The sequence below is a fragment of the Clostridioides sp. ZZV15-6597 genome (assembly GCF_020657815.1).
GTDB lineage: Bacteria > Bacillota > Clostridia > Peptostreptococcales > Peptostreptococcaceae > Clostridioides.
The window spans coordinates 1-16,356 of the sequence record NZ_JAGWCT010000041.1 but is presented as its reverse complement, the minus strand read 5'-3'; the positions used below and the strand labels follow the sequence as shown (position 1 = coordinate 16,356).

20 protein-coding genes are annotated in these 16,356 nt (G+C 24.4%); 19 read left to right on the top strand and 1 reads right to left on the bottom strand.

The annotated features are described in order from the left end of the window. The first annotated feature begins 17 nt into the window (after positions 1 to 17). The 15 genes from KGF52_RS10895 (at position 18) to KGF52_RS10825 (ending at position 13,932) form a co-directional block, all read left to right on the top strand. Positions 18 to 440 (top strand): hypothetical protein, encoded by a 423-nt coding sequence (locus tag KGF52_RS10895; protein ID WP_227840194.1) that lies wholly within the window; start codon positions 18 to 20, stop codon positions 438 to 440. A 15-nt stretch (positions 441 to 455) separates the two neighbouring features. Beyond that, positions 456 to 1,427 carry an AAA family ATPase gene (locus KGF52_RS10890; RefSeq protein ID WP_227840193.1) on the top strand — a complete coding sequence of 324 codons (972 nt, stop codon included), beginning with the start codon at positions 456 to 458 and terminating at the stop codon, positions 1,425 to 1,427. Positions 1,428 to 1,541: 114 nt separating this feature from the next. After that, positions 1,542 to 2,132, top strand: a complete 591-nt coding sequence (locus tag KGF52_RS10885; protein ID WP_227840192.1) for a hypothetical protein — start codon at positions 1,542 to 1,544, stop codon at positions 2,130 to 2,132. Positions 2,133 to 2,205: 73 nt separating this feature from the next. Next, entirely contained in the window at positions 2,206 to 3,699 is a 1,494-nt protein-coding gene (locus KGF52_RS10880) for an ATPase, T2SS/T4P/T4SS family (RefSeq protein ID WP_227840191.1), read from the top strand. A gap of 101 nt (positions 3,700 to 3,800) precedes the next feature. Then, entirely contained in the window at positions 3,801 to 4,766 is a 966-nt protein-coding gene (locus tag KGF52_RS10875) for a hypothetical protein (protein ID WP_227840190.1), read from the top strand. 15 nt (positions 4,767 to 4,781) lie between these two features. Continuing rightward, entirely contained in the window at positions 4,782 to 5,720 is a 939-nt protein-coding gene (locus KGF52_RS10870) for a hypothetical protein (RefSeq protein ID WP_227840189.1), read from the top strand. Positions 5,721 to 5,750: 30 nt separating this feature from the next. Continuing rightward, positions 5,751 to 5,984 (top strand): hypothetical protein, encoded by a 234-nt coding sequence (locus KGF52_RS10865; RefSeq protein ID WP_227840188.1) that lies wholly within the window; start codon positions 5,751 to 5,753, stop codon positions 5,982 to 5,984. 63 nt (positions 5,985 to 6,047) lie between these two features. Next, positions 6,048 to 6,269, top strand: coding sequence for a hypothetical protein (locus KGF52_RS10860; protein WP_227840187.1), 222 nt, complete (start codon positions 6,048 to 6,050; stop codon positions 6,267 to 6,269). Between the two features lie 58 nt (positions 6,270 to 6,327). Beyond that, on the top strand, positions 6,328 to 6,822 hold the full coding sequence (locus KGF52_RS10855) for a hypothetical protein (protein WP_107614992.1): 495 nt from the start codon (positions 6,328 to 6,330) through the stop codon (positions 6,820 to 6,822). 15 nt (positions 6,823 to 6,837) lie between these two features. Then, positions 6,838 to 8,100 (top strand): hypothetical protein, encoded by a 1,263-nt coding sequence (locus KGF52_RS10850; protein WP_227840186.1) that lies wholly within the window; start codon positions 6,838 to 6,840, stop codon positions 8,098 to 8,100. A 179-nt stretch (positions 8,101 to 8,279) separates the two neighbouring features. Then, entirely contained in the window at positions 8,280 to 8,900 is a 621-nt protein-coding gene (locus KGF52_RS10845) for a hypothetical protein (protein ID WP_227840185.1), read from the top strand. 65 nt (positions 8,901 to 8,965) lie between these two features. Then, on the top strand, positions 8,966 to 10,129 hold the full coding sequence (locus KGF52_RS10840) for a ParM/StbA family protein (RefSeq protein WP_227840184.1): 1,164 nt from the start codon (positions 8,966 to 8,968) through the stop codon (positions 10,127 to 10,129). A 126-nt stretch (positions 10,130 to 10,255) separates the two neighbouring features. Further along, positions 10,256 to 11,824 carry a hypothetical protein gene (locus tag KGF52_RS10835; protein WP_227840183.1) on the top strand — a complete coding sequence of 523 codons (1,569 nt, stop codon included), beginning with the start codon at positions 10,256 to 10,258 and terminating at the stop codon, positions 11,822 to 11,824. Between the two features lie 208 nt (positions 11,825 to 12,032). Next, positions 12,033 to 12,548 carry a hypothetical protein gene (locus KGF52_RS10830; protein WP_227840182.1) on the top strand — a complete coding sequence of 172 codons (516 nt, stop codon included), beginning with the start codon at positions 12,033 to 12,035 and terminating at the stop codon, positions 12,546 to 12,548. A 217-nt stretch (positions 12,549 to 12,765) separates the two neighbouring features. Continuing rightward, positions 12,766 to 13,932 (top strand): tyrosine-type recombinase/integrase, encoded by a 1,167-nt coding sequence (locus tag KGF52_RS10825; protein ID WP_227840181.1) that lies wholly within the window; start codon positions 12,766 to 12,768, stop codon positions 13,930 to 13,932. Positions 13,933 to 14,060: 128 nt separating this feature from the next. Here the strand turns inward: KGF52_RS10825 and KGF52_RS10820 are convergent, their stop codons facing one another. Next, positions 14,061 to 14,459, bottom strand: coding sequence for a transposase family protein (locus KGF52_RS10820; protein WP_227840180.1), 399 nt, complete (start codon positions 14,457 to 14,459; stop codon positions 14,061 to 14,063). Between the two features lie 227 nt (positions 14,460 to 14,686). Here KGF52_RS10820 and KGF52_RS10815 point away from each other — a divergent pair, with 227 nt between their 5' ends. From KGF52_RS10815 to KGF52_RS10800, 4 genes are all read left to right on the top strand, one after another. After that, positions 14,687 to 15,055 carry a hypothetical protein gene (locus KGF52_RS10815; RefSeq protein WP_227840179.1) on the top strand — a complete coding sequence of 123 codons (369 nt, stop codon included), beginning with the start codon at positions 14,687 to 14,689 and terminating at the stop codon, positions 15,053 to 15,055. A 57-nt stretch (positions 15,056 to 15,112) separates the two neighbouring features. Continuing rightward, positions 15,113 to 15,421: a hypothetical protein gene (locus KGF52_RS10810; RefSeq protein ID WP_227840178.1), complete on the top strand. Its 309-nt coding sequence runs from the start codon at positions 15,113 to 15,115 to the stop codon at positions 15,419 to 15,421. 23 nt (positions 15,422 to 15,444) lie between these two features. Next, the gene (locus tag KGF52_RS10805; RefSeq protein WP_227840177.1) at positions 15,445 to 15,657 is read left to right on the top strand and encodes a hypothetical protein; all 213 of its coding nucleotides are present in this window, start codon (positions 15,445 to 15,447) and stop codon (positions 15,655 to 15,657) included. A gap of 191 nt (positions 15,658 to 15,848) precedes the next feature. After that, positions 15,849 to 16,356 (top strand): hypothetical protein (locus tag KGF52_RS10800; protein ID WP_227840176.1); only part of this gene is annotated, 508 nt, incomplete at its 3' end.

Here is a 16,356-nt window from a genome sequence, read left to right as displayed (position 1 = left end):
TGGTATAGGTGAATGTAATGATAATTCCAACTGAAAAGTTAATAACATTGGATATTACAGAAAAACAATTAAAACATATGTTAGTTCCTGGAGATAAAATAAAGATTAGCATATTAAATAAAGATAACATAATAAAAACATATGATAGTGCAATAGTAATAGATATTTTAAATAATAATGGAATAAGCATATTTGATATTTATTATAAACTATTTGTACTTTCAAAAGAAAAACAAGAAGAATTACTTTTTAATATTGATTTTCAAAAAAACATTGAACCTGCAAATATATTATTAAAAGTAATAGAAATAGATTCTATTGATTACAACAGCCTAAAAAAATATGAACTAAACTATGAGATAACACTGTTAAATGAAATAGAAGAAAATATTATATTAAAAGCTCTTAGTGATTTGAAAAAAAAATATTCTGATAAGTGATTAAGGAGAGATGCAATGAGTAACTTAAGTAAATTAATAGGTGTAATGTCAGGTGGAGGAAACAATAATATTTCAGAAAAACTGCTATTCAATAAAGTAATTGGTTTTAGAGGGATGGTTCCAGGAACAGGTACATCTACTATAGTACAAAATGTAGCTATAGCTCTATCAAAAACAACAACATTGAATATTTGTGTAGTAGATATGAACATGCAATATCCAACTCAATATTCATATTTAATGAAAGATGGTAATAAAACAACATCAAAAAAAGATATGCTTACTTATTCAGGAGATATAGCAGAAATTACTTCCCCAACAAAATATAAGAATATATACTTAATAGATTTTAGAGAGAGAACTATAGCAGATATGTTTTCATCTAGAGATAGTGATGTCCTTTTAGCAGAAATGATTGATACATGTAAAATATCTTTTGATGTAATCTTAATTGATTTGTCATCTTATGAATTAACTAATATGAATACTAGAGCTGCAATAAAATGCAATAAAATAATCAATGTAGCAGACCAGAGTATAAAATGTTTATCTAATTTAAAGAAATCACTAAATACACAAGCTACTTTAGCAATCCCTTTTTTAAAAGCTAATAAAGTTGTATTAAATAAAGTATCAGAAGAAGTTTTAGCATTTACTCAAAAAGCTTTTAAAGATATTGAAATGACTATTTTAGGTCAGATATATTTTTCCGAAGAGATATTAAAAGCAGGAATTAATGGAAACAAAATCTGGGAAGAAGAACCTAAAGAAGCTTTTAAAAATTTTTCAGATGTAATAAATAACATAATAGATGAAATTTTAGATATAACACCTAAAAATAATCAATTACTTATAAATAAAAAAGAATTAGAGGAAAGAGAAATAAGTGAAACTGAGATACAAGAAAGCTTTGAAAAAATCAAAAGTTATGGAAAAAGTGAGGGTGAGAATTTAAATGCATTTGAAGATAAAATTATAGAGATTTAAAAGAAAGGTTAAATAATGAGAGGAAAAATTATATTTATTATTAGTATTATTTGTATACTAATTTTAATTTGTATTATTCAAAAAATCTATAGATGTATTAAGAATAAAAGTATATTGAATCACAAAAAAAATATAACAGAAGTAAAGTCACAAATAGAAAATAAAAAGGAATGGTTTGAAGTAGGAGATAATCAAGAAGCTCTAAGAGAAATAAAAACAAGATTTCCTGCATTTAATAGAGAAGGATTAGAGGAAGAATTATCATCATTTGTATTTTTATATTTAAAATATATAAATAATGATAATAATGAGCTATTTAACTGTGTTAAATGTAGCAGTAATGTTGAAAATTACATAGAGCAGAAGAAAATAAATTTAAATCGAAGTGTTTATTTTGATAAACTAAGATTTTTAAATATGGGAATTACAAATTTTATATGTTTTGATGATTGTTCAATAATAAAAATAAAATTAGTACTATCAAGTGAAGATAATGAATCAATAAAAATATATAATACTCAAATACCAATAACTCAAAAACACATTTATGAAATAGATTATAAGATTCTAACAAAAGAATTTTTATTTATATGCAGTAGTTGCAAATTACTTACAATTAGCAAAGAAAAATGTGTCTGTGGAGGTGATATAAAAAAATATAATAAAAAAATTATTAGTGATTTTAAAGTTTTAAAAGAAATATAGAAGATTTGACAGATAAAGATGTTTTGATAGATAAAGTGGTGTTGATTAAAGTTGCAAATAGCGAGGTGATACTTTGTTATCTGCTAAAAATATATTTAAGCTTCAAAATGATTTTGGAGTATATAAAAAGGATGATACTGATTTCTCAAAAAATGATGGAATTTCATTTGAAGAATATTTAAGCCAATGTAGAACTGTAATTTCTAGGCAATTAACAAAAGAATACTATGAATCATCAGATGAAAAAAAATATAAAATCATGATACAGAAAATAAACGATTATGTTAATGAACATCAAATAAATGTAAAAGGATACATAGAAAATGGTAGACTAAATACACATTTATTATTAGAAGATGTTTCAGCAGCTATTTCTGGAGAATCAGTATTAAAAAAAGCTTTAGAAGATGAATCTATAGATGAAATTGAAATATTAGATTACCTAACCATCAATGTTCAAAGAAGAGGATTGTGGTATCCATATTTGGATGAACATGGTAGAAGAATAACTTTCCCATCTCCTCAAGAAGTTAAGATGACCATTTTAAGATTAATAGATGATGGAACAGGAACAGTACCACAGTTTACAGATGGATATCCCATATTAAATGCAAAAACAAAGAAAGATAAATATCGTGTAAATGCTGTTCACAGCTCTTTAAATGCTAGAGGAACTGGTAAGTATGATTTTCCAATAGAAACTATATCTATTCGTAAATTTAAAAAGATAAAAATGAGTATTGAAGATATAGTAAAAAGTGGTGCATGTAGTGAAGATATGGCTGAATTTATAAAGTTAATTGGAAGAGCAGGAAGTATGAGATGTTTTTGCATAGGAAAAACAAACTCAGGGAAGACAACATTACTTAATAGTTTAGCAAAAGAAATTCCTAAGAGTAAGAAAAAGATTTTTATACAAAATCCTACTGAAGTATTTATGACTGAAAGAGATGAAGAAGGTATAAATCTAAATAGAGTTATACATTGGGAAGTAAACTCAGCTGCAATAGATGATGATTCTGAGACAGTTGGAACAATGGCTAATTTAGTATCAAACTCTTTACGTGCTTCACCAGATGCCATTCTTCCAGGAGAATGTAGGACACCAAAGGAGTTTTTTCAGATATACAGGGCTTGTTTAACTGGCCATATAGTTATGAGTTCATTCCATTCAGGTAGTGCTAAAGAAGCTATATTTAGAATGGCCTCTGAGATATCAAAGGAAACTAAATGTTCTCAAAAAGAGAGCTTAACAGATGTAGCAAATGTAATAGATTTTATCATAACTCAGACAATCTATGATAGTACAGGTGAAAGAAAGATACTTGGAATTACAGAAGTTTGTGGCACTGATGAAAATGGAAACCCACTATTAAATGATATATTTGAATTTAAAGAAGATGAAGTAATAACAGATGAAAATGGAAATAGAAAAATGCTAGGAGAATTTATCCAAACAGGATATATAACAGATAAAACAAAAACAAACTTTATTAGAGGAGGAATATCAAAAAAAGAAATAGATAAATTTGTTATGCCTTCAGATGATGCCATTAGAGTTTCATAAAATATAGAACTTTATAGCAGATAATAGATGTTATTCAATAAATAGCTCTATTAAAAACTTAATTAAAACAGGAGAATTAAGACTATAAAGAAGGTGAAAGAATGTTTGAGATAATATTTAAATTAAGTATATCATGTATAGTTATTACAATATTTGGGCTTTGTGTAATGTACAATAAAAAATTAATAAACTTATTAGAAAAATCAAAGATAGCAACAAATAAGAAATTTCAAGAAAAGTTTGGAAAAAAATTAAGACAACTAAGTAGAGATACTGAGAGAAAAGCTACTATAAATAAAAATACATTAAATTATAAACTGTATATTTATTTTAAAGATATAATAGAAAATTTAGATATGGAAAAAGACAATGTAACTCCATCTGGATTAGTTATCTTTATAGCAAGTCTTTCTTTTGTGTTTTCAACAATATTTTCAGTACTAGTAAATTCAGTTAATCTTACACTTCCTATGTTTTGTGCATTCTTTTATTTAATTTTAGTTGTATTTAAGTTTATGTCCTTGACTAGATATGAAAAGAAAGAGGCTCAAATAATGGATATGACAGATTTATTAGTATCTGATATAAGGGGCGGAGTGTTTAATGCCATAAGAAGGTATAGAAATTCTTTTCATCCAAATTTACGTGTATATGTAAATGAATTTTTAGATGATATAGATAACAAATCTTATAGCTTTGAGAAGGCAATTAAAAAGTTGAATGATAAACTTGGCCATAATTTTACAGAGTTTTGTATAATTGCTATTTCTTATGAAAGTAAAGCAGATGAGCACTCTGAATCAGAATTTTCTATAGTAATGGAAACTAATGCAGAGATTAGAAATACTAGAGAAGAAAATAATAAGATATTTAATGAGAGAAAAATACAAATTATAGCATCAATGCTTTTAATAGGTGCATACTGCGTGTTTAGTATCTATGAAGACCGTTTTATGATGAATTTCTTCCTAAATAACACATTTGGGAAATTATCATTAGTTGCTGATGTTGGACTAGTTGCTTGGTCTTTAGCATATTTAACATCAGTTAAATCACAGTCACTATAAGGGAGGTCAAAATAGTTGCTAAATTCAATAATTATTAAAAATTTCATATTATATTTCTTCTTAGTAGTGACAATTTGGGGAATTTTGAAGGAAAATAACCTAATAGGTGTAACTAAAGGTACTAAAAAAGCTAGAAAAGATGCTAATAAAATTAAATATGATGTTTATAAAAGAAAAATAATAGTTAACTTTTTAAGTCTTTGTGACTGGATAACTAATAATATAGGACAAGTACCTTCAGACTATAGTATAAAAGAAATGAGATATAGAGTAGATAGAGCAAAGCTTTATATAGATACAACTAAAAGAAATATAAAACCAACAGAATTAATAGGTTTGTTTAGAGGATTATTTCTTTTAGGTTTATTATTAACTATTTTAAGTCTAGTTTTAATTCCAGGTCCTAAAGGATATTTATTTTTAATATTATGTTTTTCAAAACCAATTTTTTTATTATTTGTTGATAGCATGATAGAAAATGAAGATAAAAGTTTGGAAGAAAAATTTCCGAATCTGTATTTAAAATTATATAGTAAGTTAGTAAAAAGACAACATGCGAATCTAGCCCCAGCACTAGATGAATATATAAAGTCTTTAGAATTTGTACCAAATAAAGAAAATTATAAAGCGATAAAAAACTTTGCTATTGTTTATCGTAACAACATAGAGCTTTACTCTGATGAGAGTGTAGCTACAGCTAAATTAAAAGATTTATATAAGTCTTCTACAGTAGTGAATTATTGTAATGTAGCTCAACAATCATTAAGAGGTGTCGATAATAGGGTAAAGCTAGGAGAATTAAAAACAGAACAATCTATGAAAAGAAGAAGCTCTGTTAAAAAAAATGGACAGAGATTGGCCAATAAAGGTGCAAGAGCTTTGATAGTGATTTATATAATACTAGCTAAATTTGTTATACTTTCATGGGTAGCAAAAGTAGCTATGATTAAATAGAGTTAAGTTATATAAAAGTAGGTGTTTTTTATGAAAAAAGTATTATTAGGTATTTTTTTAGTAATTGCTGTCCTTGTTGTAGCAGCTAAAGGGTTTAATTTTGGGTTTGGTAAAAATGGTTTATTAGAAACAGGTATAAATTCAGTTGGAGGAACAGTTAATTCTGTATGGCAGAAGATAGCTGGTTCTAGTAATGGTAAAATAGTTAATGAATATAAAGGTGAAGATAATACAGGGCTTGATGATGCTACATCTGGTTGGTAAAATAGTCAATTTTATATAAAAAAAGGTACAAGTTTATACTTGTACCTTTAAGGAGTGATGAACTTGATAGTAATATCATTAAAAGAAGCTTTTATGTGGGTCTTTATGTTAACAATGTCAGTATTATTATTTACTTTTGTAATTGAAAGTAAACCTTTAATGTGGAAAGAGATAGAAAAGGCAACACAAAATTCATGGTCTATAAGCACTATGAATGATGGAAAGGATATAGACCTAGAATTAGGCAAAATATTAGAAGATACTACTGATTTAACAACAAAATAAAGAGCATATAAGCTTTTTAACTAGTAAAAATTTATTAAGTTAGGAAGTGATTATAGAAGTGTTTTCTTATAAACCAGTATGGCTTGTATTTAAAGTATTAGCTTTTTCAATGGTGCTTATGACTTTGTTAAATATAGGTATAGTCTTTGTAGATACTTTATCTGTATACACAAAATTAGAACCTCTGGCAGTTGTAATACAAAATGAAGTATCAAGAAATAACTGTGTACCTAAAGCCATAACCCCACTTTTTGAAAGACAACTAAATGCGGTGGTAGAACAATCAAGTGTGGCCACAAAGATAGTTTCTAACATAAAAAATAATGTCACAATAGAAAATAAACAATACCCAGCAATAGATGAAGAACATGTTAAGGATTATGGAGATATACAAACACTAGCTATATCAGTTACAATGCAACCAGCAGGGATAAGCATGGTAGAACATGGTGGAGCTGATAATAATGATGGTTCTCTTCTGTTTAAACGTAACGATTTTGAATATCCATTAAATTTTATATATCAAGTTCCTTGTTTGAGATATTTAAAATAGAAAGAGGTATTAAAAATGCTTAAGGCAAAAAATTTATTGGTTATTTTTATTATAAATTATTTATTAATAATAATAGTCTCTTCATTAATTGATTTATGGTATGCTAATCAATATTCAAAAGAGCTACAAATAATAGTTAAAACTGCTGCTGATATGGCATTGGAACAAACTCAAGCAACGGATGATTTTTTTATAGATTCAAGTACAAATACAAATTTAAAAGCTTATAAAATGAAATTTCCTTCAAATGATGGGAATTTCAAAGAATTAACAGTTTATGATGGTATTTATAATAAAAAAGAAAACATTGAAGGAAATCGTAATGAAATATTTTTAGAGTTATATGATAATGAAGATTTTAAAAATTTTACTAAAAAATGTGGAAATATAAGAACTTCTATACACTATTGGAATACTAATAAAACGGGAATGTTGTGGTATACAATGCCTAGAATAGCACAAATAGGTACAAATTTATTACCTGCTAATGTCAATAGTAGAGGTATAAAATATGAAAATTCATATGTAAATACAACTGTCGAAGAGAACTTATATGAAGAATATGGTTTTGATAGACATAGAAAAGAAAATGGATTATCTGAATATTATACTACACCAATTAGTCTTGGTATTACATATTTGAATAAAGAGTTTTTAGGAACATTATTTATAAACAATATGGATTTATTGATGAGAACAAAATATGATAAAGCTAATTGGAATCTAAATACAGAAAAAGGTGGAAATGGAATACTGAAAGGTGAGTATTACAAAGATACAATAAAAAAGGATTTAAAAAGCGAAAACCCTATTAATAATGGTGTTTTTACCTTGATACGAGGGAAGGAATCTACAAAGGGAAATTCAACAGTAAAAACATTTCCAGGAATTACTCCTCAGATAGAATATAAAGTAATTGATATGTATGATAGACGAAATGATGTTTTGTTAACATATTTATTTGGAGCTAAAAAAACCACAGAAGAAGGCAGATATTTTGAATCAAAAGCAGATTATTTAAAAGAATTAGATAAAGAGGTATTAGACCCTATGACTGGTTTACCTTATAAAAGTAAACCAATTGTAATCGCAAAGGTAACTTTTTATGTTGATGTTATAATTCCATACACATCTATAACATCAAAAGGAATGAGAAGCTCATATGGAGATAAGGAGAATAACTTTTTAGATATAGTTAGGAAAAATACTACTGGTATTAAAGGAAAGTCAGGAAGTGATTTATTTAGTTATACAAGATATTTTGCAGTAACTCCATAATATATAAGCTACTATAAAACTATAGTAGCTTATTATATTTATAGAAAAATAATAAGTATTATAAATAATATTAAATATGTAATATATTTATATATGTTAACAATATAGGGATATATTATAAAATCTAAACTAAATATATATTATTTTTATAAAATATAATATATAAGAAAGGAGACTATATGTCTGATAAGAATTTGATTTTATTAACAGAAGATGGAGTAGTATCTACAGCTTATTTTATTAAAAATAATGTGTATCCTACAATGGTATTTTTTAATATTATGGATTTAATAGAAAGAATGCCATACTTAACACAAAATGACCATGTATTGATATTAATAAAAGGACTATGTGATTTTACAAAAGAAGAAATAAACTTGTTATGTAAATATTTTGATAAAATTAAAGATAATATAGGAAGTTTTGTTATACTTAGTAATATTGAATTAAATATAAGTGAATATTATTTATATCAAGACGACTTATTTTATGGTAAAATAAAAGAAGTTAAAAATAGAATGTCATATATATCAAATAAAAATAATAAAGTATCTAAAAAAATAATGAATTTTATAATAAATAAAAAAAATAAAGATAATATAGATATAGATAAAGATGATATAAGAGAAAATATATATAATATCAATAATATATTAAAAGGATATTTAGCATTTAATAATAAAAAAGATATAGATATATTTGAAAAACAAAATAAAACTATTTTTTTGGATACAGATATAGAAAAAGAAGAGAATAATAAATATTGTTCAGAAATTTTTAAAATAAATTTATTTAAATAATATAATAATGTAGTATAATAATATATAGAAAACTAAAATAAAGAAAGAATAATGGAGGATTTAGAATGAGATTTGAAAAAATAGGGATATGTCTTGATGCAGGAAATTCTGAATCAAGAATAGAAGTTTTTTATGATGATGGAACAAAAGAGGAAATTATTAGATTTAAAAATAGTTTTGCATGGGTACCAAATGATTATATTATACCAGAAAGCTATAAAAATGCTGAATCAACAATTTTAACAATTGGCGATGAAGATTATGCTAATGGTTTATTAGCAGTTAGGGAATTTGAAGATGTTTTACAAAGACCTTTAACACTTCATCCAAAACATGACCAAGATTCAACTTTCAGAACATTGAGTTTATCTTTTATTAAAGCAATAATGTTTGTAGCAGATTATTTTAAGGTTGGAGTAGATGAATTAGATGTAAGTGTTGATATATCTGTTTTATTACCACCACTTGAAATGTATTATGAAGATGCATTAAAAACATTAATATCTAAGATAAATACTGTAAGTCTAGTATTGCCTTATAAAATAGTTAAGAAATTTAAAATTGAAAATATAGCTGTTTTTCCTGAAGGATTAGCTGCATTCATTGGAGTTATGTATGAAGAAAAGGATGGAAAACTTGTTGAAGTAGTTGCGAACAAAAAGTTTTTGAAAGGTACATCAGTTCTAATAGATATAGGTGGAGGGTCAACAGATGTTGCAATTGTAAGAAATGGTAGAGTTATAGATAAGAGTCAAAACACATTCAGAATTGGTGGAAATACAGTAAAATCTATAGTAGCTAAAGTTGTAAGTATGAAACATAACTACAGTATGACCGAAGAAGAAAAAGAATATGTACTAGAAAATGGCCACCTAGTTGTTGGAGATGAAAAAAAGATAGATTTACTTGAAGATATAAAAATAGCTAAAAAGAAATACGCAGATATGCTTATAAAAAGCTTAAATGAACACCTTGAAGGAATAAATATAGAGATAGAGTCTTTAAAAGGAATTTTAACAGTAGGTGGAGGAGCTTTAGCTATTGAAGAAACTGTTACTGAAAATGGAATTCCACATAAAAAAGTACTTAGTGAACCAATGTCAAAACCTGTAGTTGAACATTTGAAGAAATATAATGATTCAATCTCTGAGATTAGTTTAAATGGAATAGATGCTAGACTTGTAAATCTTAAAGGTCTAGGATTAATTCATAAACATAAATTATTATAAATAAATTTAATAAAAAGATATATATAATATAAATTTAATAAAAAGAGAGATATATATAAATATAATATATACTCTCTTTTTTTATATATAAATATATATTTATAATCTTATAAAGGTGGTGTTTATGTGATATTAATAGCTGGAACAGAGTTAAGTAGGGAAGATTTACCATTTTCAGATTTAATTGATTATTCTTTAGAGAATGATTTAGATATTTTAATTATAAAATTGAATACAATTGCAAAAACAGGTAGCTGCATCAAGATATATTTAAATGAAAAGTTTAAAGAAGATATTGAACATATAAATATTGAGGAAAAGAAATTGTTATTTTTTAAAAATGACATTGAATTATTAGATTTATTAAGCTTTTCACAAGAAGATAAGGGAAAAGAAAAATTATTTGAAAAGATAAATATAGATAATTCTGAAGAAGAAATACAAGAAATAGAATATGATGAAATATATATTAATGACAATATAAGCCTATCTGATTTTGGTGGAGATATGGATGCATTAAAAGTTAAGGTAAAAGGGTTAGAAAGGACTATAGAGGATAAAGAAGTACTATTAAAAGAAAAAAATTTAGAAATAGAAGAGATATCTGATTCTAACAATAAAATAATAAAGAAAATGAATCTAGAAATAGAAAAACAAAAAAAAGAATTAGCTGAAAAGGAAAAAGATATAAAAAAAGAAATAGATGGGTTAAAAAAAGAAATGGATTCAAAAAATAAATTGATATATGAATTATCTCAGAAAGAAAAGCAAATAGAAATAGAAAAAAATAAAGAGATAAATGAATTAAAAAAGGGTATAGAGGAATTAAATAATTTAATAGAAGCTAAACAAAAAGATGTTGATATTCTTGTAGCAGCACACAAAGAAAAGATACTTGAGATAGCTAATGAGAATAAGGATAAAATAGATAAAGCAAATGAAAATATAACTATACTTTTAAATAAATTAGAAAAGGAAAGACATAAATATACTCAGACACAATTAAATTTCCTTAAATATTATAGAATGGCTGATACATACAATGCATCCTCTAAAGTAGAATTTAGTGAAGATGAAAAAAAGATATTATTAGGTATGGAATCAAAGTTGCATATATTTGTTGCAGGAACAGATAATAGTTTAGTTGATTTAATTGAAGAATTTACAAGAGTAATGGATAAAAAGAATATTTTAGTAGTTGATTTTACAAATATACTTTATTTTAGAAATGCTGTTTTTAAAGCAGATGGTAAGAAGCATTCATTATTATTAAATACAAAAAATATTAAAATAGAAGAACTAACTAAATCAATTGGAAAAAGTGAATATATAACAACTAGTATTTTTAATGATATAACATTTTTAACTATGGATTGGTTTAAAATCATAAAAAAGTTAATGGACTATAGTAATGGCAGAGATATTGTATTTTTATTTAATAATATATCTAGTTTTTCAGTTAGACACACTATATCTAAATTAGCTTCAGTTGGAGAATTAGATATATTTGTAAAATGCAATCCTATTTATTTATCTAATATGTTAGGATTATTAAAATTTATACCTAATGAAAGAGTTAGATTAATTGTAATGCAATATATAGATGTTACTAAGACACTAGTAGATATGCTAAGAAAAGAATATAAACTCTTTGAATTTAGCCAAGAAATTATATGGAGAGATTTGAATTTATAAATAATACTAAAGTATATTCAATTGTATTAATGACTAAAAGTTTATAATTAATAATAAAAGAGAGAATGTGTATAATTAAAGATTATACACATTTTTTTTGTAAAATAAATCTAATGATTAGAGCATCTTAAGAGCATCATGGACCTGTAAAAATTATGATATTATATACTCAAAATTTAAAGAAGCTTTTGGATTAAGGAGGGTATGTATGGATGATAAACAAAAAAATACTATTATAAATATTACTGTTCCTATTTTGGCGATATTTATAACTTTAATTGTCTATTTTCTTTTGTTTGTAAGTTTAAAGAATTATTCGAATTCTTCAATATCTTATGAAGAAAAAGCTAGTTTGGATAGGTATAGATTAGATTTTAAATTAGAAGATAAAATTATATCATATATTGAGTCTAAAAAAAGCTTGAATTTAGAAGAAATGTTAGAATCTAATTTTTATGAATTAGAAGTTTATTCTTCTTACCATATGTTAGAGAATGTTAACTCTGATTATCACATGCTAGAAAATACTAAATCTAGACTAGACCTTAAAAATTTACTTTATAGAATTAAGGATAATCGTATTTTAAAAAAAGTCTTATTAAATAAGAAATATGATATTTTAAGTGACAGAAGTTATAGAGAATTTTCAAAGAAAGATTCCATTTTACATTTCAAAAAGGTTATAAATAAAGATGATATACAGTATGAATTAGCTTATGAATAAAATGATTAAATTATTAGATATACATAATAGATTAATTCTAAAAATATTTTTTTGTTTCTAATAACTAGTTCACTAACACAGTTAAGTATCTAGTTTCGATAAAAAATCTATTTCTAGGACTAAAGATATTGAAAAATAATGATTAGCTACTATATATGTTATAATAAAAATATAAATATTTTAGTTAATAAACAATAAAATTGGGAGAGATATTAAAATGTTGGTAAATGCTTTTGTGAGAAAAAGAAATAAAAATTTTATAGTTTATTTAGAATATCCAGATAATCTAGGAAAAAGAAAGCAAAAAAATATGGGTTCTTTTTCTAAAAAGAGAGATGCAAATAAAAAGCTAAATGAAATTAAAGAAAAGATATATAATAAAGATTTTTCAATTATAAATGAAATTGAGAATTCTAAAAAAGATAGGGCTTTATATACTAACAATATTACCTTTGGAGAATTTGTTTTAGATTTTTTAGAAGGACACAAAAAAAATATATGTATAAGTACATATGATAGCTATTCAAGAATATGTAAGAATCATATTACAAGACATCTTGGAGAATATAAATTAAGTGAATTAACAGCTATGCATATACAAGAATATATTGATTTATTATCTGATAATTTAAACCCTAAGACTATACGTGTTCATATAAATATACTTAAACTTGTACTTAAAAGAGCCTATAAGCTTAAGTTAATAAAAGAAAATATTATAGATGATATAGATATTCCTCGTGCTAAAAAATATAAAAACAATATATATGATAAAGAGCAGATGCTTAGTTTAATAGAATCATGTAATAATGTTAATATTGAGATGAAGATAGCTATAAACTTAGCACTAGGATTAGGATTTAGACTTTCTGAAATCTTAGGAATTACTTGGGATAATGTTGATTTTGAAGAGAATACTATATTTATAGACAAAATAACTAGTAGAACAAAAGGGAAGGTTTTATTAAAAGAACCAAAAACAGAAAGTTCTACAAGAATGATTTCAGCTCCAACAGAAATCATGGACCTGTTAAAAGAATTTAAATTGAAACAGATGAAAGATGCATTAAAAAAAGGCAGCATTAAAAATAAGCATAACTTAGTATTTTTTGATAAAGAAGGCAAACCAATAGCAGAAGATGTTATAAGTAAAAAATTTACTAGATTTTTGAAAAATAATAATTTACCTCACATTAGGTTTCATGATTTAAGACACTCACATGTTACTTTACTTATAATGTCAAAGATTCCTATAAATGTAATATCTCAAAGAGTAGGTCATGCTGATATAAGTACAACATTAAATATATATTCACATGTTCTAAAAGAAATGGATAAGGGAGCTTCAGATAAAATTGCTAAGGTTTTATATAAGGCAAACTAAAAATACTGCATATTAGAAAAAGAACGAATGTACGAAAAAAACAAGCTTTTAAATAAGCTTTAGAGAGCTTTCACTTACTTCCTTAATATAAAAGTAGGTGAAAGCTTTTTTATGTTTTAAAATAGATTTTACAGCTTTCTTATGTTTTTTATTGTAGCTGTTGAAAGATTTAGTTCTTTTGAAAGTTCTGCATTTTGTTTTTTTTGTATTTCCAAAGCTTTTAATTTTATATATGTAATTAGCCTTATAGTAACTTTATCTCTATAGTGTATGGAGTTAAATTGTTGTGTAAAAACATTATTACATTCTAGGCATCTAAATCTAAAAGCCTTTATTATAATCATAACATTTTTATTTAAAATATTTATATCTCTAGCACGTCTTTCAATTTTAGCATGTTTTGTTAAAGCTCCACCACAAATCGGACATGAGTAAGGATAATATTTAGGTATTACATAAAATATTATCTTGTCCAAAGTTTCTATTTTATCTATAATAGTGAATTCTGATAAATTTAATTCATCCATAATAAATATATTCCTTTCAAATATTTTTAATATTATATAATATATACTTTTATCTGCATAATTGTATAAATAAATATATGTTATTAGATATTATATATTAAATAAATATATATAATTAATATATTTATTTATATATATTTCAATGAAAATGAACCTAAAAATAAAATTATTTTTATAGGTTCATTTTTATTTAAAAATACAAATATAACAAAAATGAGGTGATTTAAATGAGAGTGTTATCATTTGAATGGTCATTAAGTTATCCTGTTAGTTCCAAAGAAGAAATAACTAATGAAGTAACAGAAAAACAAATGGAAACATTGAGACAAATGGTAGTTATATTAGATAAAAAAATAAAATCAAAGTTAAATAATGTAGAAATAGTTAAATGTAAAGTAAAGAATTGTAGTGGTCTTAATAGTAAATTTTTTAATAATAATGTATCAAAAAAAAGGAATATATCAAAATACCAAGTTAAACATATTTTATTTATAAATATAGCTAAAAAAGGGAGAAAAAGTACTTGGAAAGAAGTTTGTAAAACAGTTGAGTCTATTCAAAAGACAGAATTTAGTTTTATCAATACAGATAAATAAATCAATCGAATGGAAGGAGCAGCACCTTATAATAGATAATAAGGTGTAAAGAATAAAATGTTTAGAAATGACTTAATAAGTATAAAAATACCAGAATGGAGAAAGAAAGAGGATTTATTTTATCAAGGAAGAGTACAGCTTCTATCACATAAAAAACTATCTCGTGTAATTGGTAAGAAGAAACAATATTATTTAATAGAATTACATACAAACCCTAAAAAAGAATATAGAATTGCATACTTTGATATACAAGATGATAAAAGAGGAATTGTAAAAATCAAAAAATGTAGTTCTTTAACAGAAGCTATTAATTATTTTGAATTATGTGTTAAAAAGAAAAAAGAAAAAGGCTACCTTAGAGTATAAAATGAAAGGAAGTATTTGATAAGATGAGAAATATAATTGTAGTAGATAATATAAAATGTTATTGGAATAATATAAGTCCAAAGTATTTTTCTTCTGATGAATGCAAATATAAGATAAAAAAGATTAAAGAATCAGGAAAATATATAGATGTAAAAAGAGGTTCAAGTAAAGTTATATCAAATCAAAGATATTATAGAATACAAGTTCTTATAAAAGTTCCATTTTCAACTAATTAAATAATGATTAAAAAAGACATTCTCAATGTAAGGGTGTCTTTTTTTGTTTAGAAAGTTCTCTTGACAATCTTTATAAAAGGTAATATCATTATCAATATAATTGGATTTATTAATTAAATCCAGATTTAATTAATAAATCCGAAGTTCTAAAATAAGATTATGATATTTCATAAATTTCAGGAGGGAATAAAATGTTAAACTTAGTTAATTTTATGAAAAATAGTAAAGATGGATTTTTTGAGGAAATTGACAATGGAGTAAACACAAAATATATTTGTAAGATTGCATCAAAAAATGATTATGTAAAATACTTATATTTCTCAGATGAGCTTAGTTCTCAAAGTATGTATTTTGCAGGTATCTATGATTGTAGAAATGATAGTGTTTACTATGGTCGTGGATATACACAAAAAGATTACTTTGAATTATTAGTTATGGAAGGAGTTAGTATATATAGAATAAATGAATATAAACTATTTTTTATGGATTCAGTTTTAAATCGTATTATAGAAAAAATAAATTTTGATGAGAACAATTTAGACTTAAATGAAGAAGAAAAAAAATCAATTTTAAAAGAAAATCATAACCTAATCAAAAAAGATGAAATTTGCAGACAAAAATCAGAAAGATTATTTTTAAGTGATAAAGAAGCTGATGTTAATAATATACTTTTAACTTACAGTTTATACAATACAAGTA